This window comes from Pontibacter qinzhouensis (assembly GCF_008017455.1).
GTDB lineage: Bacteria > Bacteroidota > Bacteroidia > Cytophagales > Hymenobacteraceae > Pontibacter > Pontibacter qinzhouensis.
Map to the genome: position 1 here is coordinate 1 of NZ_VRTY01000095.1, position 24308 is coordinate 24308.

Here is a 24308-nt window from a genome sequence, read left to right on the forward strand (position 1 = left end):
AATTACAAAAACCAGGTGATGATAATTCTAACCAGCTGAATATGTTTTAGTTATAGTTGGACACTAATGATCTAATTTAAGAGCGTCTTCATTTTGCTCAACAATGCATTCCACTACAGCTCTGCATAAGAAAATATGTAACTTTTACATCAAATTGTGTAACAGTCAGGGCATGGGGACGACGTACCTTTGTATCATCCAAAATGATAAAACGAGGAGGAGTTATGGAAAGTAATATAGTAACCCCGGATAAAACTATCATCCAACCTGCTGTGAAGGAGCAGAAAGCATCTTTACCTGTCACTGGTATGAGCTGCGCCTCTTGCGCACTCAGCGTGGAGTCCATGGTGGGGGCACAGCCAGGGGTGTCTCAGGCGGCGGTGAACTTTGCCTCTCAGACACTGCAGGTGTCTTATGATCCTGACAAGGTCACCCTAACGGATATACAGCGAAATGTGCAGGATATCGGCTTCGATCTGATCATCGACCAGGAAAATGCTCAGGAGAAACAGGAGGAGGCGCAGCAGAATCATTACCTGGCGCTGAAGAAGCGGACCATAGCGGCGGCCATTCTTACCATACCGGTGTTTATCATCGGAATGTTCTTCATGGATATGCCCTACGGCAACTGGGTCATGATGGTGCTGAGCGCGCCGGTGCTGTTTTACTTTGGCCGAAGTTTCTTCATCAATGCTTTCAGGCAGGCTAGAAACGGGAAGGCGAATATGGATACGCTGGTATCGATGAGCACGGGAATTGCCTTCGGATTCAGTGTGTTTAACACCTTCTTTCCAGAGTTCTGGCATGAGCGTGGTTTGCACCCGCACGTATACTTCGAAGCCGCTGCCGTGGTCATCGTATTCATCATGTTGGGCAAGCTGCTCGAGGAAAGGGCCAAGTCTAACACCTCCACGGCTATCAAGAAACTGATGGGCCTTCAGCCAAAGACCGTGTGGCGGGTAGAAGGGGGAATAGAGCGGGAGGTGGCCATCTCAGAGGTGCAAAAAGGTGATCTGCTTTTGGTACGTGCCGGTGAAAAGATTCCCGTGGACGGAGAGGTGGCGCAAGGATCCTCTTATGTCGACGAGGCAATGATTTCAGGGGAACCCGTACCTGTGGCCAAACATAAAGGAGACAAGGTCTACGCTGGGACCATTAACCAAAAAGGAAGCTTCCGGTTCGTTGCCGAGAAAGTTGGAATCGAGACCATGCTGGCCCAAATCATAAAAATGGTGCAGGAGGCGCAAGGGTCCAAGGCACCTGTGCAGAAACTGGTGGATAAAATCGCGGGTATCTTTGTGCCGGTCGTGCTGGTGATCGCACTCATAAGCTTTACTGCCTGGTTAACGCTTGGTGGTGATAATGCGCTAACGCAAGGGCTGCTTGCTATGGTGACCGTGCTCGTGATTGCTTGCCCATGTGCCCTTGGCCTGGCGACGCCAACTGCTATTATGGTAGGAGTGGGTAAAGGTGCTGAAAATGGTATTCTAATTAAGGATGCGGAAAGTCTGGAACAGGCTCATAAAGTTAATGCTATCATACTCGATAAGACCGGTACTATAACAGAGGGTAAACCTGTGGTGACGGATATATTGTGGGCCGATGGAGTGGAGCCCCGGAAACAAAACCTGCAAACTCTACTTCTGTCATTGGAACTCCAATCTGAGCATCCTTTGGCTGAAGCAGTGGTACGCCATCTGAAAGATCAAAAGGTAAGGTCGCTGGAACTGGATAACTTTGATAGCCTGACAGGACTCGGCGTGAAAGCCTCTTTGCAGGGAAACCGGTACCTGGCCGGCAATAGTAAACTATTGAAAGAGGAAGGTGTGCGTATTACGCCGGAGTTGACAATACAGGCGGAAGCCTTAAGAGCCGAAGCTAAGACAGTTATCTTCTTTTCAGAGAATACCGACGCCGTTGCCCTGATAGCCATTGCTGACCGGATTAAGCAGAGTTCTGCGGCAGCCATCAGGACGTTGCAAGAGAGAGGAATAGAAGTGTACATGTTAACTGGCGATAACCAGCAAACAGCTGCAAGTGTAGCTGCACAGGTGGGAATAAGGAATTATAGAGCGGAGGTGCTGCCATCTGACAAAGCAGCTTTTGTAAAGGAGCTGCAGGAAAAAGGAAAAGTGGTGGCCATGGTAGGCGACGGCATCAACGACTCTCATGCCTTGGCGCAGGCTGATGTAAGCATTGCTATGGGTAAGGGTTCTGACATAGCCATCGATGTAGCCAAAATGACACTTATTTCGTCAGACCTGCAGCAGATCCCCAAAGCACTAAATCTGTCGAAGCAAACAGTCCGGGCGATAAAACAAAACCTGTTTTGGGCCTTCATCTATAACCTGATCGGCATTCCAGTTGCAGCAGGAGTCCTTTATCCGCTGTACGGGTTCTTACTGGACCCAATGATAGCAGGCGCGGCCATGGCACTAAGTTCCGTGTCAGTGGTAATAAACAGCCTGCGACTGAAGGTGCAGAAAATATAGGCTGCGCCTGAAAGTAGAAGTGATACAAATACAAAACAACGTATGGCAGGTAGGCCTTTTACCTACTTTGCCTTCAAGAGTTAAAAATAAGTAGGATAATTAAATGAGTGAAACCATGAAAGACTTACAATTCAAAACCAATATCAACTGCGGAGGCTGTGTCTCTAAGGTAACTCCAGTTCTAAATGCCACCGAAGGCGTTTGCGAGTGGAACGTTGACACTACCCAAAAAGACAAGATCCTGACTGTGAAGACAGATTCGCTTTCCGCCGATGAGGTTGTTGCCACTGTAGAGAAGGCAGGCTTCAAAGCGCAGCCTTTGTAAGCTGCTGCCCCTTCAAATCCGGTGCATATTAATTTGTGCACCGGATTTTTTATTTGCGAAGCAAACCATTTAACAGTCTCATTCAAAGAAACACTTGTTCTACTGTCTCAATAGGCTTAGTAACAGGGTAGCTTGGAATACAAAAGATTTATGGGATATTTGTACCATTGTATATTGTATATACAGGCTTTTAAGTTATACCCTTCGATACTGATGAACGTGATCCCTAAGCTGTACAACTCTTTTTTTGTTCTAGCCATCTGTGCCTTCCTTCCTGGCTGTGGTCAGGAAACAGCAGTGGAGGGGACATCTGAACACACAAGCCACCACTCCACTACCAAAGAATTAAAGGAGTTAGGAGGAGCACTGGCGATAGGGGCTCAATCAGAGCCTGATACCCTGAAAGGCAGCCTGAAAGCGGAGGCTCACGGTAAAATAGGACTTGCGCATTTAACCATGGCCTATCATTCCCCTGCTGTACGAGGTAGGGTGATCTGGGGCGGACTGGTAGCCAACAATCAGGTGTGGGTGACGGGTGCGCATTCAGCGACCAGTTTGCAGACAGACCACCCCATCACGATAGGAGGAGAGCAACTGTTGGCCGGAAAGTATGCTCTGTTTACTATCCCCGGAGAACAGGAGTGGGTCGTTATCATCAACAGGAACTGGAATCAGCACCTTACAGACGACTACGCTGAAGCAGAAGATGTAGTGCGCTTTTCCATAAAACCTGAATTTACGGATCAACACCAGGAGCGGCTTCGTTATGAAATCGTATCTAAAAGTGAGGATAAAGGTGCCATCGTGATGACATGGGATAAGTTAAAGTTGATATTCCCAGTGGGCACTTAGAATTGCATAGGGCATAGCACCTGACTGTATACAGGAACTATACTCACCGGAGGCTGAGGCTGAAAGCATTAGCAAGCTTCTTCCTGCCACACTTCACAAGATGGCCAAAATCAGCGCTCCTATATTTAACATAAGGTAAATTATCGGCCTGGACGAAAAAGAAAAGTAACATAACTAATTAGCACAATTAATGAGTAAATGAAGGGCTACAAGAGCCCTTCATCTGCCATCGAGTAGTATGTCTCACTGGTGAGGATGATGTGATCCAGAACGATATTATCGAGTAATTCTCCTCCCTGCTTCATTTTCTTTGTCAGCTGTAGATCTGCCGCACTTGGTTTGGTATTACCGGAGGGGTGGTTGTGGCAAAGGATGATGGAGGAGGCGCAGGCTTTGAGTGCCGCAGCGAAGATAAGTTTGGGATCAGCTACGGTGCCTGCGATACCTCCCGTAGAAAGCTCATAGATACCTAGTACGCGGTTGGCCCTGTTGAGTAGCATCACCTTGAACTGTTCTATAAATTCGATCTTGCCAGCATCCCAGCTTTGACGGAGAACCTTTGCACAGTCGGTGGAACTGGTCACCTGAGGGCGCTCGGACGGTTTTACTTTGGAGCGGTACGTCAGCTTGATTTCTGCTACTTTAGTTAATCCGGTTTTATTAGTTGGCTTTTCCATAATCTTGTTCTTTTAAGGTTTAAGGAATTGATTATGGTGCCTTCCCTGCCTGGCGAACGGACTAAGGGCAAGGTGGAGCCGAAGAAAATGCGGAGGGCTCCCTCCGGGATACCCATTTTGTTCGGACTACCTTGTCCCGTGTCCGGGCGGCAGGCTAACTTTGCGCCGGAATGAATGACACTGGACTTTTGTATTGGAGTGTCTTGAGTGGGTGGTCCTTTTAACTTCTCTTCAAACTATTTTGCCTCAGTCTAAAAATGGAGGAGGATACAGTCATCTTAAAACGAGTGAGTAAGAATAGAGTAGGAGCTAGGTTATTTGATGGCCTTAGCTATATTACCATTGATGTTATTAACTATAGAGACATTAAGAAAGTGTGTCCAGTTGCTAAAACAAGAAACCGGACGTGTAGAGGCTTGTGAAAAAATAGGATGGGAAAGTATAACAGCTCTCAAAGCATACCTTACGAGGCAGTAGCTGAGAGCTCAAAACCTTAATGAGGATTAATTGAAATAATAATTAAGTCTAGCAGTATAATTCGGAAGAAGGAAAGATGAAAAAAAGTTAAGTAGCTATAGAGAGAATTATTTTGCAAATAAGAAGGCGGCTGAAAAGCAAAAGTTTGTGTGCAAATAGTGTGTACATAAAAAAAGCCACTTAGCAGTTTTACCTGTAAATGGCTGATTTTCAAGTGGTCGCGAAGGGAGTCGAACCCCTAACCTTCTGATTCGTAGTCAGATGCTCTATCCAGTTGAGCTACGTGACCATTCCGTTATTGTGATGCAAAGTAAATGCCTTTTTTTGTAATACGCAAGCCCTTTTTCAAGATTTATATATTTTGATTAGCAGCTTTTCGCAGCGCCTTCTTTAGAGCCCGGTCAAAAACAAAGTACAAACCGCCTATCGATATGATTATCAGGGCAATCATGAGCAGCTGTCCGTTGCGGCCACTATCGGGGTTTTCTAAAAGACTGATAATATTATTTGCCTGCGTACCGATCCAGAAAAAGAAAAAAGTGCGCGGCAGCATTCCCACCATGCTGGCAAGCAAAAATTTCCGCTTGTTAATCTGCAGCAGCGAGAGCACAAAGTTCATGAGCGCAAAAGGCAGCACCGGCGAAATGCGTGTCAGGAAAATAAGGCTCCAGCTTTGGTGGCGGAGTTCCTGCATTAGAATGCGTGCCTTCTCGAATCTGTTCAGAAAGCGCATCATTTTGCCGTGATCTATAAGCCGGGCCAGGCTGTAGCCTATAAGAGCCGCAATGCCATAGGCTACCACTAAGCCCGGAAAGCCGACCCAACCGATATAAAAGCCGCTTACAAGTGCCACAAAAGTAGTAGGCGTAAGAGCCAGCGCCATGGTAAGCGACACCACGGCAAAATACAGTAGCAGGTGCCCCAGCGGAAGGTTCTGCAGCAGCTCCTGGTAAGAGTAGAGAGAGTAGGCAAGCGTGGAACTAACAACCAACGGCACCACCACCAGCAGCAACATCGAAATAAACGATGATGCGTTTTCGCGTATAAAGGTTCTGAGCAGTATAAGTCGTTTGGGCATTGAGGAGTTAATTTATTTTTACTAAACGTGAAAGTTAAATTTTAACATGATAAGCAGAAAAAACCTCCCAAACCGAACAGACAGGAGACCAGGCAACCACTCGAAAATGTAAATTTACTATCTTGCAGCATATCGATTACCAGCAGCATTAAAAAACAACCTTATATGAAATTCGGAACGAAAGCTATACATGCCGGCGTGGAGCCAGACCCCACTACAGGAGCCATCATGACACCAATTTACCAGACCTCTACATACGTGCAAAAGTCGCCTGGCGACCATAAAGGCTATGAGTACTCCCGCACGCATAACCCCACGCGCACCGCATTGCAAAATGCATTGGCGGCACTGGAGAACGGAAAGCATGGCCTTTGCTTTGCTACAGGCATGGCGGCCACAGATGCTATTATAAAGCTGCTACAGCCCGGCGATGAGGTAATTTCTACAAACGACCTTTACGGCGGCAGCTATCGCATCTTTACAAAGATATTCCAGAACTACGGCATTAAATTTCACTTCACCGACATGAGCAACCTGGCCAATGTGGAGGCGCTGGTAAACGAGAAAACCCGTATGATCTGGGTCGAAACGCCCACAAACCCACTGCTCAACATAATAGATATAAAAGGGTGTGCGGCCATTGCCAAAAGTAAAAACATCTTATTGATTGTAGATAACACCTTTGCTACACCTTACCTGCAAACACCGCTCGACCTTGGTGCCGATATTGTAACGCTTTCGCTCACAAAGTATATGGGCGGGCACTCCGATGTTGTAATGGGTGCATTGGTTGTAAAAAACGATGAACTGGCGGAGCGTCTGGCGTTCATACAGAATGCCTGCGGCGGTACACCTGGGCCGCAAGACTGTTTCCTGGTGCTGCGCGGCATTAAAACGCTGCACATCCGGATGGAGCGCCATTGCCAGAACGGGCGCAAGGTGGCTGAGTACCTGCAACAGCACCCGAAAGTAGAAAAAGTGTTTTGGCCAGGCTTTGAAGACCACAAAAACCACCACATTGCTAAAGAGCAGATGCGCGATTTTGGCGGCATGATTTCTTTTGTGTTGAAAGGCGACAGACAGGAAGATGCCATAAAAACGCTGGAGCAGTTTCGTTATTTCTCTCTGGCCGAATCGTTGGGCGGGGTAGAATCGTTATGCGGGCACCCGGCCAGTATGACACACGCCAGCATCCCGAAAGAAGAGCGTCTGAAAGCAGGCCTTAGCGATTCCCTGATTCGGTTGAGCGTAGGCATAGAAGATGCAGAAGACCTGCTCGCCGACCTGGAGCAGGCAATTGGGTAACGTTCGTTCAAATTCAAAATTAGAAATACTGATCAGGTATTTTTTGTAAATGATTGATAATTAAGTTTTATGAAGATACGTCATAAAACTATAAAAAGGCCTGTTTGCCATAATTTCTAATTTTGAATTTGTAATTCGACGAAACACTAGCTGCTGTACATCAGCGTAGACTGGTTCAGTTAAAGTATTTAATTCTCTCAACCATTCATCCAAAATTCAAACTATGGCCTCTCTACCTATCCTTTTTCAGGAGAAGCAGCGCTTTACGCAGGTATGGCTGTGGGTGGTGTTATTGGGGGTGGCGGCTATTTTCTGGGTTGGCTTTTTCTATCAGTTACTTTCTGGCAATAACTTTGGGCGAAACCCGATTGTAGGAGTAGAAGCAGCTGTTCTTTTTGTGCTGGTTGGCATTGGCCTTCCTTATTTCTTCTATAAGATGTCGCTTAACACAGAGGTGCACCCTGGCCAGATCAGCATCCGCTTTTTCCCGTTTCATATAAAACCCGTACAGATTCCGTTACACTTGGTGCGCGATTACGAAAAGGTAACCTACAATGCCATAGGCGAGTACGGGGGCTGGGGTATCCGGTGGGGCTTCAGAGGCAAGGCCTACAACATGTCGGGGAACCAGGGAGTGCAGCTGCATTTTTATAACCGGAAACCCTTATTGATCGGTTCGCAGAAACCGGACGAACTTTTTGAAGCCATTAGCCAGGCCAAAAACAGCAAAGCTACAACTACAGAGTAAAGCTGCCTGCCGATGTAGTTGCTCACATGCACAACCGTAACCCTTGGCGAATTGTAGGTTAAATTCCTTCTGGAGGCCGTTTTCATTAGCATAATTCGGAAGCTTTCAGGCTGTAAAGGTCCGAATTCCACCGGCTGCAGTCAATCCTTAACTTTGCTTTGGCAGTTTAAGATATTATTAATTGGCTGCCAATAGCTTAGCCTTAATAGTTCCAACCTTCTCTCAAGCGTTCAACAGTCTTTCACTTCAACTTTATAAGAAGAACACTTATCTGCAGGATAAAAGTGACGGCTTATTGCGTGCTGGCTCTTTCCGGACAATTCGAAACAAAAAAAGCCAGAGGCCTGTAACGACCTCTGGCTTTTAAGTTAAGCGACTGAAAAATTAAGCTTTGATGCCCAGAATCTTGTAGATCTCAGAGAAGTCAGGCGTCAGGATGATTTCAGTACGACGGTTTTTAGCTTTTGCATCGGCAGAACGACCAGTGTCTACAGGCTGGAAGAATGCACGACCTGCAGGCGTAATTCTGTCAGGAGACAGGCCACGAGTAGCCATTAAACGTGTAATTTCAGTAGCACGAAGCACGCTCAGGTCCCAGTTGTCGGCAATGTTTTTAGTGCCTGGCAATACTTCTACGTCATCGGTGTGGCCTTCTACCATAACACCAACTTCCTGGTTTTTCTTCAGAACAGAAACAAGCTGGTCAAGGGCTTTCTGTCCGTTAGCGTTTACTTTGGTGCTACCAGTAGCAAAAAGCAATTTATCAGACATAGAAACATATACTTTGCCATCGCGGATGCTTACGCTCAGGTCGCCTTGGTTAAAGCCGGCAAGGGCAGTGTTCACCTGATTACGCAGGTCATCAAGAATTTTTTGCTGCTCGTTCATGGCACGCTCCATAGAGGCAAGCTTTTGCTCACGCTCTTTCAGGCTGTTGGTCAGCTCATCAACTTTAGCACGGCTGGCAACCTGCTCTTTTTCGAGGGCTTCTTTGCTGGCCTTCAGCTCATCGTATTTTTTTGAAGACACGCAAGAAGCGAGTAGGCTCGTGCACAACAGCAACGAAAGGGATGCTTTAAAAAAATTAAACTTCATGGATGGATTGATTAAGGTTATTAGGTTGAAAATTATTGGTTTTTAATTTCGGGTGCAAATATCGCAAAAGTTACGAAGTCCTGCTAATGTGTTCAATTTACCTGTTCCTCTAACAGTTGTTTACTTAATGTCTGATCTTAGCAAATATTGTGCAGTATTAATATAAGTTGAGGCAGTGATAAAAATAAAATTTAATACGCATATTATATACGCATCTTCAAAGCTGTTTTCAGAGGCGAACTTTAATTCTGGGCTGATAAAATACACAAGTGCAACGGTTACTAGTCTGCACCGGCTATTTTGCACCAAATATAATGCCTGTTGTATAGTTTTTTCACTATATGTAAAAATAAATTTTCTAATCTTATCTAGATATATTGATACAATAAAAAAAGACTAAAAGAGCCGTGTACTAACAAAAAATTACAGCCTTTGCTGCTGCTTTTGTCTGGTGTTAGGCAGGTAAAGAGTACGTTGCCTTTTACCAGCATGTACTGCTAATTTCTTGTTCTAAAGTTGTATAGAGTAGCTTATGCTCTTGCCTTGCAAAATATAACTGACGCTCTTTCCGGTACGAGTCAATACACACAAGCACCAGAACAGAATTGGACAATCAAAAACTCATAAGTTTAAACATATCGTATTGATGTTTAATATAATAAAGGTAAAGCAGCTATGCGCCTTGGTAGTTGTATGCTTTTAGTTAAATTCGTAAGTTAAACTATTTAAATTTTCCGCTCTATCACGTTCTCATGAAAAACCTCCTCTTCTCGTACATGTTCTTATTGGTAGCGTTTACTGCGTCTGCTCAACACCAAAAAACCGACTACAATAAAATTACACTGGTTATACATGGTGGTGCCGGTACCATAACAAGAGCCAACATGACACCGGAAAAAGAAAAAGCCTACCACGAAGCTCTGAACCTGGCGCTGCAAACCGGATACGAAATTCTGAAGAAGGGTGGTTCCAGCCTCGATGCAGTTGAGGCCACTGTGCGGGTAATGGAAGACTCGCCGCTCTTTAATGCGGGTAAAGGTGCTGTTTTCACAAACGATGGCACCAACGAACTCGATGCCGCTATTATGGATGGCAAAACGCTAAATGCCGGAGCCATAGCAGGTGTAACCACCATTAAAAACCCCATTACTGGCGCGCGTGCGGTTATGGAGCAGTCGGAGCATGTGATGATGATCGGAAAAGGAGCCGAGAAATTTGCCCAGGAGAAAGGCATGGAGATCGTAGACCCGGCTTACTTCCGGACCGAAACCCGCTACCAGCAACTGCAGCGCATAAAAGATAAAGAAAAAACCGAACTAGACCACTCCGGCAACGGCACAGGCAGTACCGAAAACATTTTTATAGAAGGAAATAAATTCGGTACAGTAGGAGCAGTGGCACTCGACGCTTTCGGGAACCTGGCAGCCGCTACCTCAACAGGCGGCATGACAAACAAACGCTACGGCCGGGTAGGTGATGTGCCTGTTTTGGGGGCCGGCACCTACGCCGATAATAACACCTGTGCTGTTTCGGCCACCGGTCATGGGGAGTTCATTATCAGGTCGGTGGTAGCCCACGATATAGCCGCTCTAATGGCCTACAAAAAATACACTGTAAAAAAGGCTGCTGAAGAAGTTGTGCTGAAAAAGCTGGTAGAGCGAAGTGGCGAGGCTGGTGTAATTGCCCTGGACAGAAACGGAAACTTTGCCATGCCCTTCAACTCAGCAGGCATGTACCGTGGCTACATCAAAAATGGCAAAAGCGAAGTCGCCATCTACAAAGACTAAAAACCAGATCGTTAAAAAATAAATTCTTCAGATGAAAAAGGCCTCCAGAAGCTTTTTCATCTGAAGAAGTACAAGGGTAGGGGCACCTAAACTTCCTGTTCCTTTATCCAATTCAACGCATCGAGGCGCTGCTGAGGCGGGAAATGCTTTATTTTAGCAGTTGTAAAAGGCGATGCAGCCAGGGTTAACCAATCGAGCCATTTGGGTTCACCAACCACTGCTACTTTCCTGAAGTCTGCAGCGTGCCTGAAATCAAACTTTATCTCTTCCCAAAGCGCCTCCAACGACACATCTTTCAGATCAGCAACCTCTGCCAGCACATCAATTTTGCCATGTTGTTTTATTTTTTCTTCCAGCATGGGCAGCATAATGTTATAATCCTGCTTATCGATGTGGCCACTGAGCTGTACGGCAAATAAATCGCCTCTCGATTCTTCTAGTACCTGAAGCATGTTTTCTGTTGCGTTAGTGTAGATGGTTCGTTTTATGCGTATATAGCTATAACGTAATGTAAACAAAAACCTTGCATAGTTCCGGCAAATTTCGTTTGCTGCTTTGTCGGGTTAGTGGCTGCTGCCGCTCTCGATGCGTGCCAGTTCTGCTTGCAGCAACTTATAAGTTTCGGTGGTAGAGCCGTTTGCCATTTTAATTTGGTAATACTCGCCCGTCGCAGAAGATTTGGTAGCCAGCAGATCTATAAAGTCGTTCGCCGTTTTAATTTTGGCATGATGTTTATTCAACTTCGATTGCAGGTGTGCCGCTGCATCTTTGGGAGTATGCTCACCTCCGTTCCTGATAAACGTGGCACCCTGTAAGTTACCTACAAAGTATATTAACCTGCTTATTTTGTCGCTCTCAGTTAGGCTTGCCGTTGGCTGCGCAGTAGGATTAGCCGATGCCTGCTGTGCCTGCGCGCGCTGGCAGGGCGCAAGCAACAGCAACAAAGCAGAGCACAGGAAGCTTAAAGTAAGAATGTTTTTCCTCATGAATACCTTCTAATTAAATCTGACTTTTTATTTCTAACTTGAATGCACTTTATTCAGTTCATTGTTGTTAGCCTCAGTGCTAACTCATTACGTTTTTGCTCAACGCTACCGTATAAAATTTTTGTTAAGTAGTATATGAAAAGAGTTCTTTACGCTTTCATCCTTTTCACGCTGCTTTGGCAGCCTCTTTTTGCCCAGCAAGCTATCGAAACCCGGCTAGGCTATACCTATAACGATAAATATGAATTTTCGGATGAATGGCAATACCTGTCTACCGACCTCTTCCTTTTTAACGGCTCCAAATTTAGCCGTGTGCTGAACGAGGTAGAGAACGGAGTAAAAAAGAACAAAAAGAATTACGCTGATAACCTGGAGCACCTGTTTATAACAGCGCAGCTTAAAAACATTAAACTTTTCGGCAACGATGAAATTGTGTACCCGCTCTACAATTTCAATGTAACCACCGACGGTAAAAAGGATTACAGCGCCTTGGTTTCCGATCATCTGGAGGTAGTCCGGATAATAGACAAAATGCCGCTGACAACTGCCAACAACAGCATCGATGCCCTTATTCAGGCCAAAGCCATAACCAACGACCAGAGCGACCAGATGTTTGGCCTGGTAGCAACGCAGCTGACCAACATTTCTAAAATGGCCAGTAGCCCGCCGGCCGCGGTGCTGTCGTTGGTAGGTGAGTTCGGGAACCTGCTGAGTGCCCGCACCAAGAAAAAGGAATACAAGTTCAGCTCCACCATCAGGCTTTACGAAGGCCAGGATTTCGATACACGCCTGCACTCGGTACGTGTGTATGTGTTTGTGCCCGGCGAGGTAAAAACCGTTACCCTGAAACCGGCTAGATTCGAAGGTTTTCTGAATAAAGGTGTACAGAAGCTGGAGCGCAAACAGCTCGAAGACCTGATCGGCTATAAAGATTACCCTTACATGGTAGTGGTCAATTACAAGTCGCTTTACAAGATGGATGTGCTCACAGGCGATGAGGTAACGCAGGACCTGATAGAGAAGCGGAAGCAGAAGATCGAAACGGCTCACACTAACCATATGGTAAACGATGAGACCTACCGGCAGGAAAAGCTGTATGTGGAGTTCCTGCGCACATTCGCCGACATGAAACAGCACCTGAACTCCTACAGACTGAACTACCGCAACAACAGCCCCGAAGTAAATGCCAAAAACCTGTTCGCCATTATACAAGAGTACAAGCGCCTAAAAGGAACCTTCGATGCCCGTGAGCAGGAATTTGCCTCTAACAGCACCTATAAAACTATCTTCAGGTCAGAGTACACTTCTATATTAAACAATGCCGACCTTTACCTGGAGGGCGACCATAACCTGAAAGGCGGCAAAGGTCTGGTTAACACGCTTCGGGAGCTGGAAAACAACCCTAAAGCCTGGACAACTCCTGCTCAGCGCGAAGCAGCCTTAACAAAACTCTATGCCGTGGAGCTGCCAAAGCCAGAGTATTTGTCGGCTTCTGTGGAGGGCGAGGCGGTAGTAAGGCTTACCAAGAAGCTCGAAGACATGCAGTACACCGAGGTATTTGCGCAGGATGTGCAAAAGATAGCCCAACTGCAGCCTAACGACCAGACCATAGACCAGCGCAACGCCCTGCTCGAGAAGTCTGCTGCCAGCAAGTGCCTCTCGTGCCGCGACAAGGTAAAAGATGCAGTAGCCGAGTATAACAAGCGCTACGAAGTATTTAAGCTACAGGAGGCGCTCAAAAAGAAAAATAGTCTGAACCAGGAGGCCGAGCAGCAGGTGTTTAATTACCTCAAGCGCCAGCTCTGCATCCAGAACAACCTGCAGGCTGCCGTTGCCTCACTTAACGGAGGAGCCGACCTGTATATAAACAGGGTCTCTGAGAAGAACACGGAGTTGGCTAAAAACATAAAGCTGCTCGATGAGCACAACAAGCTCGAGTTAAACGCCTCTAGTCTGCAACGGGTGCAGGAGTATAACCTAAAGTTAGAGCAGCTTATGAAAGATGTCGAGAATGATTATAACATGATCTACAGCATCGACAAAAAGATCTGCAACTGCGAGGCCGGCTAAGGCTTGACCAAGCATAAAAAAGCGAGCGCCGCTACCCTAAAGTAGCGACGCTCGCTTTTTTATGCTTGAAAGAGATTAAGCTATTTGCGCTTCCAGTTTTTGCGATAATACATTTTTAGGAACAGCACCTACTTGCTTGTCTACAACCTGGCCGCCTTTAAAAACGAGCAGTGTCGGAATGCTACGGATACCGAACTTAGCAGATGTTTGCGGGTTAGCGTCTACGTCTACTTTACCGATCACGGCTTTACCTTCGTATTCGCCGGCCAGTTCCTCAACAATTGGTCCTACCATGCGGCAAGGTCCGCACCACTCAGCCCAAAAGTCCACTAAAACCGGTTTATCTGAATTGATGATTTCATCAAAGTTAGCGTCTGTGATTTCTATTGCTTTGTTAGCCATAATTTTAACAGTTTGTTATTATAATTCTGTTTGCAATTTATAAAAATAGAGAGGGCAAATATACGCCCAATTAAGAAAATATGACAACCTGTCCGACATCCTCTTTGTTTACGCTCTACCTAAGTATCCTATACGTACGTCAGAACCTGCTGAATGGGTATGTTATATTTGTATAAACAAATGTTGTGAATAAAAGATTCAGAAACAATACTAACAGCAGAAAAAATCACAAAGTCTGGTAAATGGTGTAATTGTAGCTATACCCAATGTGTCAGAAACACCTCCTGACCCTTGAGGGTAAAATGGCCGAAAAGCTTCTGGAGGCTCCTTTCATTAGAAAAATTTGTGATTCAGTAGTGCCTGGCTTCAGGTAGAAATACACTTGAATTCAAATTTAGGACAGCGGAAAAATATAATAATGCGAAGTTAAATTTGAAAATCGGAAAAAATAAATAATTATTATTTTAAGTATAAATTGCTAAAATGTTAATTGTAGCACTGCAAAATAGGTTTTAATTAAATTATGATGTTAAAACGATATTAAATTTGCTGATGTAAAGATCCGGTGAGCATAGTGACTTCGTAAGTAGGTTTTCAAATCCTAAAACCAAAATTGAATTATGAAAAAATTACTAGCTCTCAGCCTTCTTTCCGGTGTCGTGTTTGCCACCACTTCCTGCAACGACGACGACGATGTAATGGTGCCAACCGAACCGACCATGGTACATGCCTTTGTGTCGAGTAACACCAGCAGCATGATTACCACCATGGATATTACAGATATGTCGATGATATCGGTTATGCAAAAGTCTATAAACTCTGCCGATGCAGACGGTATTTATTACGATGGCGACCGAGACGAAATTTTGCAGGCATCGAGAACGAACAACAGAATTGATGCTTATAACAATGTAATGGGCCAGGGGCAGAGCTTAAACCTGCAAGCCAGCAGCACCTCCGACTTTACAAATGCCCGCGGGCTTACCGTAAGCGGAAACAGAGTAGTTGTAGCCCAGGATGCCATGGATAACGACCCGAATGGCATGAACCGCCTGTTGGTATATGAGCGTACAGCGCAAGGCTTTAACCTGCTGAACACGTATGATGTAGACTTTAACCTTTGGGGAATTCGTGCGATTGGCGAAAACTTGTACGCCATTGTTGACAACTCAAGCGATATGGTGGTGTTCAATAACTTTTTTGCCAACAACAACGGCATGATTATGCCTACCAAGCGCGTAACCGTAGAAGGAATCGTCCGGACACACGGCTTGTGGTATTCAACTCAAGACAACATTATGGTCTTAACTGATGTTGCCGATGCAGCTTCTGACACGGATGGCGCTGTCCATGTGATCAATAATTTTACGTCAGTTTTTAACAGCACTGCCAACGGAGCCACAATTCCATTGTCGAGCCAGGTTCGTATTGCCGGCTCCAGCACACTGTTGGGTAACCCTGTAGATGTTGCCTACGATGATGCCTCTAAACGTATTTTTGTAGCAGAAAGAGCAAACGGAGGTGGCCAGGTTTTGGTGTATAACCTGCCTACTGCCAACGGAAACCCTGCCCCGGTCTATAAAGCTGATGTGGCAGGAGCTTCCTCTATCTACATCCATGCCGAATAAAAGAACCTGTTTTCTGTTAAGGCCAGCCTCGCAAGAAGCTGGCCTTTTTTATGCGCTTAACTTTTCTACACTACAAGCTTGCAGCCAATGCCTCTGAGAACTTCCGCACAAAAATTATCTGCGGCATACCAAAAGTGAAAGTAGCAACAAGAAACTGATTGCTACCGCACAACTCAAATTATTCAAATAAAAATAGCCTCCAGAAGGTTTTTCGGCTGAATACTGTCAAGGGTTCACCTGGCATTAAGAAACAATAGAGAGCATTGGAAGCCACTATTCTAACCTTTATAGGTAGCGAGCCATCATGTATATTTGGCGTGTCTCCAGAAATTTTAAGAAATTTTAAATACCCCAAGCAACCACCCCCTTCCTTTTTACATCTCTTAGTTATAACAGCTCCACTGGCGGCTGTTTTTGCTTTTACCACGCTGCACCTATCAACCCAAACCATACAAAATAAAACATGAAAAAATTTTATCTTTTCCTGTTGGCATTCCTGCTCGTGAACGTCTACATCAGTTGCTTTGCCCAATCGGGCGGAATGCTAACCGGAACAGTGCTTGATGACAAAAAAGAAGGTGTCGGATTTGCAAACGTATCTGTTTTAAATGCCAGTACTGCTGCCGTTGTAACAGGTGCTGTGGCCGATATGGATGGTCATTTTCAGATCAAATCGCCTGCTAAAGGTACTTATCTGCTACAAATTAGCGGGCTAGGCTTTGCAACCTATAAAACTCCCACATTTGAGGTATCCGAGGAAAGCTTTTCAAAGAAATTTGGAGAAGTATACCTGAAATCAGATGCCAAGGTGCTGCAGGAAGTAAACGTACAGGCCCTGCGACCTACTATTGTAACACACCCCGACAAAATGGTGGTGAGTGTAGAAGGCACCGCCATGGCAGAGGGCAGCACAGCCTATGAAGTATTGGCTAAATCGCCGGGAGTGTGGGTGGACCAGGATGGAAATATTCAGCTGAACGGCAAATCGGGGGTGCAGATCATGATCAATGGCAAACAAACCTACATGTCGGGCAAAGACCTGCAGAACCTGCTGCAGAGCATGTCGGCCGAAAACCTGAAAGACCTGGAGATCATCACCAGTCCCTCTGCCCGTTTCGATGCGGCTGGTGCTTCGGGAGTTATCAACATCAACCTGAAAAAAAATGCGCTTTATGGTGTAAATGGCAGTGTGTATAGTGGCTACCGTTACAATGGTCAGCATACTTACACGGCAGGAGGTAACCTAAACTATAAGTATGGCAAGTGGAGCTCAACTGCCAGCCTGGATGTAGCCCGGCGCATTAACTACCGCGACATATATATGGGCCGGATATTCAACAAAGCAGGCGAGTCGTTTTACTTCGACCAGAACGGCTACGAAGAAACCAAACGTTTTGCACCAGCGCTCCGCATCGGCACCGATTACGACATAAACGACAACCATAGCATCGGCTTCACCACTTATTTAGCGCATACCAACTACGATGGCTTTTTTAACACCGACTCCTATCTTCGCGAAAGCGACCCGGCTAATGATCTGTTCGTGCAGGCATTCAACAACAACTCCGATATATCGAATAACGGCACTTTCAACCTCCACTACACCGGTAAACTCGATTCTGTAGGTACAACACTGGCTGCCGACCTCGATTATGTTATTCTGAACAGCAAAGACCTTGGCTCCTTCCGTAACATTTACCAGGAAATCAATACCAATGCCCCCGCCACCAGCGACCGCTTACGGAGCCAAAACCCTAACAGCTACAATATTTATTCGGCAAAGGTAGATTTTACCAAAACCCTCTGGAAAAACGTTAAGCTGGAGACAGGCGCAAAAGCAAGCCACGTTATTTCTGATAACCAGATCCTCTTTTACCAGAACGCCGGCGAATCCGAAACCCTGGACCCGAACAGGAGCAACCACTTCATTTACAAAGAAAATATTTTTGCCGCCTACACCAGTTTTACTACTAAGTTTGGAAAAAAATGGAGCGTGCAGGCTGGCCTCCGTGCCGAACAGACACAAACCGAAGGCTTCTCCAAAACGACTAACCAAACCACCGACCGAAACTATTTCGACCTGTTCCCGACTTTGTTTGTGCAGCAGGAGGTAAGCGAGGCTTATAAAGTAGGCTATAAGGTAAACCGCCGCATAAACCGCCCCTACTACAGCGCCCTGAACCCGTTTATATTTTACCTCGACCCTTACACCTGGTCCGAAGGTAACCCTTACCTGCGCCCACAGTACACCAACACCTTCGAGATAACTCAGACCCTGAAAGACAATTACACCTTGGTGCTTAGCTATGGCGTTACAAAAGACTACATGGCGGAGGTGCCGATGCAGTACAGCCCGGAGGTTACCGTGTTTCAGCAGCAAAATGTGGAGAATATGAAAAGTGCCGGTGCCACACTTATTTTACCCGTAAAGGTGTGGGACAAGTGGCAGATAAACAATACCATAAACGGTTTCTACCAGGAGTTTTTGAAAACCATAGATGATCGCCCTGTTAAAAACGATCAGCTAACCTTTATGCTGCAGTCGAACCACAACATCGAGCTGCCCTGGGGGCTGAAGATGGAAGTAAACGGCGGTTACCAGGGCCCTGCGGTATATGGCCTGTACTCTATAAAGGCAAACTGGTGGCTAGATTCTGGCCTGAAGCGCTCATTTATGAACGATAAACTTTCTGTCGCCCTGAACTTCACCGATATTTTCAGAACCCGCGAACTGTTGATCGATTCTAACATTAACGGCAATTTCAACACCATTAACCAGTACCAGGGCATACAAAGTGTTCGGCTGAACCTACGCTACAACTTCAACAAAGGCACAAAGTTCGATGCAAAAAGCCGCAACACTAACCTAGATGAGCTGAACAGAACTGGTAACTGATGTAAGGCTTCGCCAAATTCAAAATTAGAAATTAAAAATTATCATGGCGCGAGCGTCCTCGCTCGTGACGGCTATTCCAAGGCCTCTGGCCGCTTTAAAATACTACTACAACTAAGTGTATGCAATGAATATAGTTGGATGAAGAACCCTCGGACATATTTAGCCAAAAAACCTTCCGGAGGCCAAATTCATTAGAATAATTGCTCCTTTACCCTGCACAAGTAAGCTAAATGTACTTAGAGCAGTATCAAAACAAAAACCCCTGGAGCAGCCATTGCTCCAGGGGGGGCGTGCTTCAGGATATTATCCAAATGGCGCAAAGGAAAAGGGCCTTTCAAAGGCTTTGCTATCAACTTGTCCGCATCACGGATAATTTAGATGACACAGATTAGAATTGCTTTTTCAATTTGTGTCATCCGAGAAATCCTATTAATCCGTGATCCAGAAATTATTTGAATGAAATCAGCCTTCCAAAGCAAAAAATGACTTTTTCGTTCCAAGGGTACTGCTCATCTCCAAATCTTCAAATCACCAAATCTTAAATCAACTTACACTCACCCAGCCCCAGCTCCTTAATCTGCTCCAGGAACAGTTTCGGGTCGATGCGGTATTTGCGGGAGTAGGTGGGGAGGGCTAGCTTTTCTTCGGGCATGTGCAGCGTAATCTCCAGTCGCTTCTGCCCAGGGCTAGTCACAATCGCATTTTCCAGCGCTTCGGCCAGTCCCTGGTTCAGGAGTTGCACGTTTATATTGATGTGCACGCCCTGTGCCATTTTGTCGGTTATGTCGCCAAGCAGCTGGATATTTGTAGGCTTCAGTTCCCATTGGTCCTCGGTGCGGTAACGCAGCTGCACTTTGCCCCGGATGAACAGGTACAAGCCTGTTTTAAGGTAAGGTGAGAACTTCACGTAGTCTTCTCCGAAAAGCGCCATCTGCATCGTAGAATCATAATCCTCGATAGAAAACAGCGCAAACGGGTTCCCATTCTTAGCTGTGCGTATAACGACATCCGCCACCATACCCGCCACGTTAATGTCGCGGTTTTTGTATTCCGCAATTTTATCGAGCGAGCAGGAGCAGTAAGAGTCTATTTCGAGCTTGAACTGGTCGAGCGGGTGGCCGGAGATGTAAAAGCCTACCACCTCTTTCTCACGGCGCAGCATCTCGGCCTGTGTCCAAGGCGCTACATCCGGTATTTTGGGCAGAGGTGCTGCCACAGCGGCTCCCCCTCCGAACAACGATTGTTGTGCGGCCTGTTGCTCTGCCTGGTAGCTGTTGCCATAGCGAACCGCCTTCTCCAGTAAACTAATGTTCTCGCCTTCAGGCACCTCAATCAGCTGGGCACGGTTATACAATCCCCACGAATCGAAAGCACCGGCCAGGGCCATACTCTCAAAGGTTTTCTTGTTCACGGCTCGCAGGTTAATACGCTTCGAAAAGTCGAAAATGTCCTGGTAGAGCCCTTTATTTTCTCTTTCAGAAATAATGGCGTCTACGGCAGCCTCACCGGTACCTTTTATAGCGGCCAAACCGAAACGGATCTGCCCCTGCTCATTCACGTTAAATTTCAGCAACGATTCGTTCACGTCCGGGCCAAGTACGGCCACGCCCTGCTTCCGCGCCTCCTCAATAAAGAACGTCACTTTTTTGATGTCGTTCATGTTGTTGGTAAGCACGGCCGCCATGTATTCGGCCGGGTAGTGCGCCTTCAGGTAACCCGTTTGGTAAGCTACTACCGAGTAAGCGGCAGAGTGGGAGCGGTTAAAGCCGTACTGGGCAAATTTCTCCATCACGTCGAACACCTCAGAAGCCTTTTTCGCCGGAATTTTATGGATTTCGCCGGCGCCTTTTATGAACTTCTCGCGCTCTTCGGCCATCTTCTTCATGTCCTTTTTACCCATGGCGCGGCGTAGCAAGTCGGCACCACCCAGTGAGTAACCAGCCAGAATCTGGGCAGTCTGCATGATCTGCTCCTGGTACACCATAATGCCGTAGGAGTATTCCAGAATCGGCTTGAGCAGTTCGTGCGGATACTCCACTTCTTCGCGGCCGTGCTTGCGGTTAATAAAGTTCGGGATGAACTGCATCGGGCCCGGACGGTACAGGGCGTTCATGGCAATCAAATCCTCGATGTTGGTGGGCTGCAAATCTTTAAGATACATCCGCATCCCTTCCGACTCGAACTGGAACGTGCCAATGGTGTCGCCGCGCTGGTAAAGCTGGTAAGTTTTCTCGTCGTCTATCGGAATCTCATCGATATCAATTTCTACACCGTGGTTTTTCTTGATAAGTTCGATGGCATCTTTAATGATGGTCAGGGTTTTCAGCCCTAGAAAGTCCATCTTCAGCATGCCGGCACTCTCAATTACTTTTCCATCGAACTGGGTTACGAGCAGGTCAGCGTCTTTGGAGGTCGAAACCGGAATATAGTTCGTAATATCATCCGGAGCAATAATAACTCCTGCCGCATGTATACCTGTGTTCCGGATGGAGCCTTCCAGCTTTTCGGCCAATCGGAGCGTGGCACCGCGATGGTCGTTGCCTTCGCGGATAGCAGCCAGTTCCAGGTTCTCCATAAAGGCTTTGGCTAAGGTCGTGCCCGGGGTGTCCGGTACCATCTTCGCCAGTTCATTTGCTTCGGATAGTGGCAAAGAAGTAGAGCGAGCCACATCTTTAATCGACGATTTGGCCGCCATCGTACCAAAAGTAATGATCTGGGCCACCTGCGTTTTACCGTACTTTTCTACCACATAGTCGATCACGCGCTGGCGGTTCACGTCGTCGAAGTCAATATCAATATCGGGCATCGACACACGCTCCGGGTTCAGGAATCGCTCAAACAGCAGCTTGTATTTTATCGGGTCGATGTTCGTGATACCAATACAATAAGCCACGGCCGAACCTGCCGCCGACCCACGGCCCGGCCCCACGGCCACACCCATGTCGCGACCACGGTTTATGAAGTCCTGCACGATCAGGAAGTAACCGGCAAAACCCATGGTCTGGATAATGCGCAACTCGTAATCGAGGCGTTCTTCTATGTCTGGGGTAATGTCGGTGTAGCGCTTTTTGGCACCCACATAGGTCAGGTGGCGCAGAAAAGCGTCGGCATCAGCGTGTTCAGGAGGTATCGGGAAGTTAGGGAGCAGGATATCGCGCTTCAGTTTGGGCGGCGTGATCTTGTCTACAATCTCGTTGGTATTATCCACCGCCTGCGGCACATCCTTGAACAGCTCATTCATTTCGGCCTGTGTCTTAAAATAAAACTGGTCGTTCGGGAAACCAAAACGTGTTCTCGGGCCGGCATCCTCTATGCGCTGCAGCATCTGGCGAATGTTCTGGCTGTTGCCGTACTTGTTGCGCACATTATCCACGGTATCATAAATAACTTTCTGGTCATCCGACAGAAATCGGTAATAGCGTGTCTGGAAATCCCCTACAGGGGTGCTCTGGTCTTCGCCGGTGTTTACGCACAGCAGGATGTCGTGCGCGTTCCAATCGTCCTGGTCTACGTAGTGGGAGTCGTTGGTGCAGATTACTTTTACGTTGTACTTTACCGCCCATTTCAGCAGCACCTGGTTAATGTCTTCCTGGCTTTTGCCGGTGCCATCTATGTTCTGCAGGCCGTGGCGCTGTATTTCAATATAATAGTCTTCGCCAAAGAGGTCGAGCCACCACTTAAATATCTCTTCTGCCTCTTCTTCGCTTTTCCAGAGAATGGCTTGCGGCACCTCGGCACCAATGCAGCAGCTGGTGGCAATCAGACCTTTGCAGTATTGCTGCAGCAGCTCCTTATCTATACGAGGCCATTTGCTGTACACACCTTCTATATAAGACAGCGAGCATAATTTGGCCAGGTTCTGGTAACCATCCTGGTCTTTTGCCAGCAGCAACTGGTGGTGGCGCACATCTTTCAGTTCTTTCGTAAAGGTCTTCAGGTGGCGGTCCTTCACCAGGTAAAATTCGCAGCCCACAATCGGCTTCACGTTATATTTGTTTGCCTCGGCCACGAAGTTGAAGGCGGCAAACATGTTTCCGTGGTCGGTCATGGCTACGGCTGGCATGCCATCGGCCTGCGCCTTTTTCATGAGGGCACTAATGCTGGCCTGGCCATCGAGCAGCGAGTACTGTGTGTGCGTATGTAAATGCGAGAATACAGGCAAGGTTCTGAAGAATTAAAAATTAGAAATTATGAATTAGAAATGACTTCTGTATTAGTGGAAAACTATATTCAGAAGTCATTTTCGGGATGTTAAAATTAATGAAAAACGCCCGGATTCCGAAACGATTTGTCGTCGGACTTGCTACCTTTGCAACACCAGTTTAATGAAAGCCGTTCTGCGTGAACCTGATAAAGTTTTTTAAAAAAGGCCGCTGTTCTGCCACCGCTTTTGATGCAACACCTGCCGCACATGAAACTCATCGTTATAACCACACCGGTACCTTTTGCAGGCGAGATCCCGCTCGTGTGCCAGCTGTTGGAAATGAGGCTGGAAACGTTGCATGTGCGTAAACCGGAGTTCTCTTGCCAGGAGATGCGCGATTATTTGAATGAAATTCCCCTTCCGTACCACCCCCGCCTGATGCTGCACAGCCACCACGAACTGGCGCAGGAGTATAAGCTAAAAGGCCTTCATTTCCCGGGAACAGCCAGAGCTGGGGCAGCAAACATGCCAAAGCAGCACCTGCTCTTTTCCACCTCCTTTCATAAGCTGGAAGAGCTGCAACAACCGCAGCCGCTGTTCGATTACGCCTTTTTAAGCCCTATTTTCAACAGCATTTCCAAGGAAGGGTATGAGGCAGCTTTTACTCCTGCAGCTGTTCAGGAAGCACTAAAAAAAGCCACTGTGCCTGTTGTGGCTTTAGGAGGCATAGATACGGATAACCTGGCAGCTGTGCGGGAATTAGGTTTTGCCGGAGCAGCGGTGTTGGGAGCTATTTGGCAGGCAGCGGATCCGGTAAAGGTGTTTCAGGAGTTGTTGTGGGTGGTAAAAAGTAGCTGTTAAACAAGAATAACTTCAAGGAGACCTTTGTGCCCGGCATAGTTGCTGGCAGAGCTGTAGAGGTAATGTTCTGGTTCGCTCACGATTTCGGCTCTTACTGGGTTCTGGTGTATGTATGCTAGTTTTTGCTTCAGGAAAGCATTAGAATGAATTTCTTTCGCTTCGTTTCCTTCCTGCCAAAGTTTATAGTGGGTAATTTTAGGGTCATATTTACCAGCGAACTGAAAGCGGTACAGCATCCATCCTTTTCTACTTTCGTTTTCCTGCTGAATGGCTTCTACAAGTTGCCTGCTTGTAAACTTTTTAAAGTCGCGGAGTAAGTCGGATAGTCGTTTTCCCTCCTCAGCTGCGGCTATCAAATGTAAATGGTTGCTCATCAGGCACCAGGCATAAAGCTCCAGACCTTTTTTCTGCTGGCAAAACTTTAGGGCGTCCACTATTACATGGCGGTAAACAGGCCTGGTGAAAATATCCACCCAGTCTACAAC

18 protein-coding genes and 1 tRNA gene are annotated in these 24308 nt (G+C 46.7%); 10 read left to right on the plus strand and 9 right to left on the minus strand.

Going from position 1 to position 24308, the window contains the following annotated elements; translation table 11 throughout:
* Positions 1-224 precede the first annotated feature (224 nt).
* From FVR03_RS19270 to FVR03_RS19280, 3 genes are all read left to right on the plus strand, one after another.
* Positions 225-2492, plus strand: a complete 2268-nt coding sequence (locus FVR03_RS19270) for a heavy metal translocating P-type ATPase (protein WP_147923408.1) — start codon at positions 225-227, stop codon at positions 2490-2492.
* A 115-nt stretch (positions 2493-2607) separates the two neighbouring features.
* Positions 2608-2817, plus strand: a complete 210-nt coding sequence (locus tag FVR03_RS19275; RefSeq protein ID WP_147923409.1) for a heavy-metal-associated domain-containing protein — start codon at positions 2608-2610, stop codon at positions 2815-2817.
* A gap of 213 nt (positions 2818-3030) precedes the next feature.
* Entirely contained in the window at positions 3031-3669 is a 639-nt protein-coding gene (locus FVR03_RS19280; protein WP_147923410.1) for a DUF2911 domain-containing protein, read from the plus strand.
* Between the two features lie 206 nt (positions 3670-3875).
* Here the strand turns inward: FVR03_RS19280 and FVR03_RS19285 are convergent, their stop codons facing one another.
* The 3 genes from FVR03_RS19285 to FVR03_RS19295 form a co-directional block, all read right to left on the minus strand.
* Entirely contained in the window at positions 3876-4346 is a 471-nt protein-coding gene (locus FVR03_RS19285) for a JAB domain-containing protein (RefSeq protein WP_147923411.1), read from the minus strand.
* A gap of 692 nt (positions 4347-5038) precedes the next feature.
* Positions 5039-5112, minus strand: a tRNA-Arg gene (locus FVR03_RS19290).
* A gap of 63 nt (positions 5113-5175) precedes the next feature.
* Positions 5176-5901, minus strand: a complete 726-nt coding sequence (locus FVR03_RS19295; RefSeq protein WP_147923412.1) for a TVP38/TMEM64 family protein — start codon at positions 5899-5901, stop codon at positions 5176-5178.
* 147 nt (positions 5902-6048) lie between these two features.
* Between FVR03_RS19295 and FVR03_RS19300 the strand changes: the two genes are divergently transcribed.
* Positions 6049-7206, plus strand: coding sequence for a cystathionine gamma-synthase (locus FVR03_RS19300; RefSeq protein WP_255474305.1), 1158 nt, complete (start codon positions 6049-6051; stop codon positions 7204-7206).
* Positions 7207-7429: 223 nt separating this feature from the next.
* A complete protein-coding gene (locus FVR03_RS19305; RefSeq protein ID WP_147923414.1) occupies positions 7430-7954 on the plus strand; it encodes a DUF6141 family protein in 525 nt (174 codons plus the stop codon).
* A gap of 384 nt (positions 7955-8338) precedes the next feature.
* On the opposite strand, the gene FVR03_RS19310 is transcribed toward FVR03_RS19305, so the two are convergent.
* Positions 8339-8983: an OmpA family protein gene (locus tag FVR03_RS19310; protein ID WP_255474304.1), complete on the minus strand. Its 645-nt coding sequence runs from the start codon at positions 8981-8983 to the stop codon at positions 8339-8341.
* An 818-nt stretch (positions 8984-9801) separates the two neighbouring features.
* Between FVR03_RS19310 and FVR03_RS19315 the strand changes: the two genes are divergently transcribed.
* Positions 9802-10836 carry an isoaspartyl peptidase/L-asparaginase family protein gene (locus tag FVR03_RS19315; protein ID WP_147923416.1) on the plus strand — a complete coding sequence of 345 codons (1035 nt, stop codon included), beginning with the start codon at positions 9802-9804 and terminating at the stop codon, positions 10834-10836.
* Between the two features lie 86 nt (positions 10837-10922).
* Here the strand turns inward: FVR03_RS19315 and FVR03_RS19320 are convergent, their stop codons facing one another.
* Together FVR03_RS19320 and FVR03_RS19325 are read right to left on the minus strand one after the other, a co-directional pair.
* Positions 10923-11288, minus strand: a complete 366-nt coding sequence (locus tag FVR03_RS19320; RefSeq protein WP_147923417.1) for a SpoIIAA family protein — start codon at positions 11286-11288, stop codon at positions 10923-10925.
* A gap of 111 nt (positions 11289-11399) precedes the next feature.
* Positions 11400-11822 (minus strand): DUF5329 family protein, encoded by a 423-nt coding sequence (locus tag FVR03_RS19325; RefSeq protein WP_147923418.1) that lies wholly within the window; start codon positions 11820-11822, stop codon positions 11400-11402.
* A gap of 135 nt (positions 11823-11957) precedes the next feature.
* On the opposite strand from FVR03_RS19325, the gene FVR03_RS19330 reads away from it, so the two are divergent.
* Entirely contained in the window at positions 11958-13892 is a 1935-nt protein-coding gene (locus FVR03_RS19330) for a hypothetical protein (RefSeq protein ID WP_147923419.1), read from the plus strand.
* Between the two features lie 75 nt (positions 13893-13967).
* On the opposite strand, the gene trxA is transcribed toward FVR03_RS19330, so the two are convergent.
* On the minus strand, positions 13968-14294 hold the full coding sequence (gene trxA / locus FVR03_RS19335) for a thioredoxin (RefSeq protein ID WP_137761057.1): 327 nt from the start codon (positions 14292-14294) through the stop codon (positions 13968-13970).
* 620 nt (positions 14295-14914) lie between these two features.
* Here trxA and FVR03_RS19340 point away from each other — a divergent pair.
* Together FVR03_RS19340 and FVR03_RS19345 are read left to right on the plus strand one after the other, a co-directional pair.
* Positions 14915-15922, plus strand: a complete 1008-nt coding sequence (locus FVR03_RS19340) for a hypothetical protein (RefSeq protein WP_147923420.1) — start codon at positions 14915-14917, stop codon at positions 15920-15922.
* Between the two features lie 463 nt (positions 15923-16385).
* On the plus strand, positions 16386-18818 hold the full coding sequence (locus FVR03_RS19345) for a TonB-dependent receptor (protein ID WP_147923421.1): 2433 nt from the start codon (positions 16386-16388) through the stop codon (positions 18816-18818).
* Positions 18819-19356: 538 nt separating this feature from the next.
* On the opposite strand, the gene dnaE is transcribed toward FVR03_RS19345, so the two are convergent.
* On the minus strand, positions 19357-22980 hold the full coding sequence (gene dnaE / locus FVR03_RS19350) for a DNA polymerase III subunit alpha (protein WP_147923422.1): 3624 nt from the start codon (positions 22978-22980) through the stop codon (positions 19357-19359).
* A 249-nt stretch (positions 22981-23229) separates the two neighbouring features.
* On the opposite strand from dnaE, the gene FVR03_RS19355 reads away from it, so the two are divergent.
* Positions 23230-23823 (plus strand): thiamine phosphate synthase, encoded by a 594-nt coding sequence (locus FVR03_RS19355; protein ID WP_187270228.1) that lies wholly within the window; start codon positions 23230-23232, stop codon positions 23821-23823.
* On the opposite strand, the gene FVR03_RS19360 is transcribed toward FVR03_RS19355, so the two are convergent.
* On the minus strand, positions 23820-24308 hold a 489-nt coding region (locus tag FVR03_RS19360), incomplete at its 5' end, for an REP-associated tyrosine transposase (protein ID WP_222707272.1). The two genes, FVR03_RS19355 and FVR03_RS19360, sit on opposite strands and share 4 nt — an antisense overlap.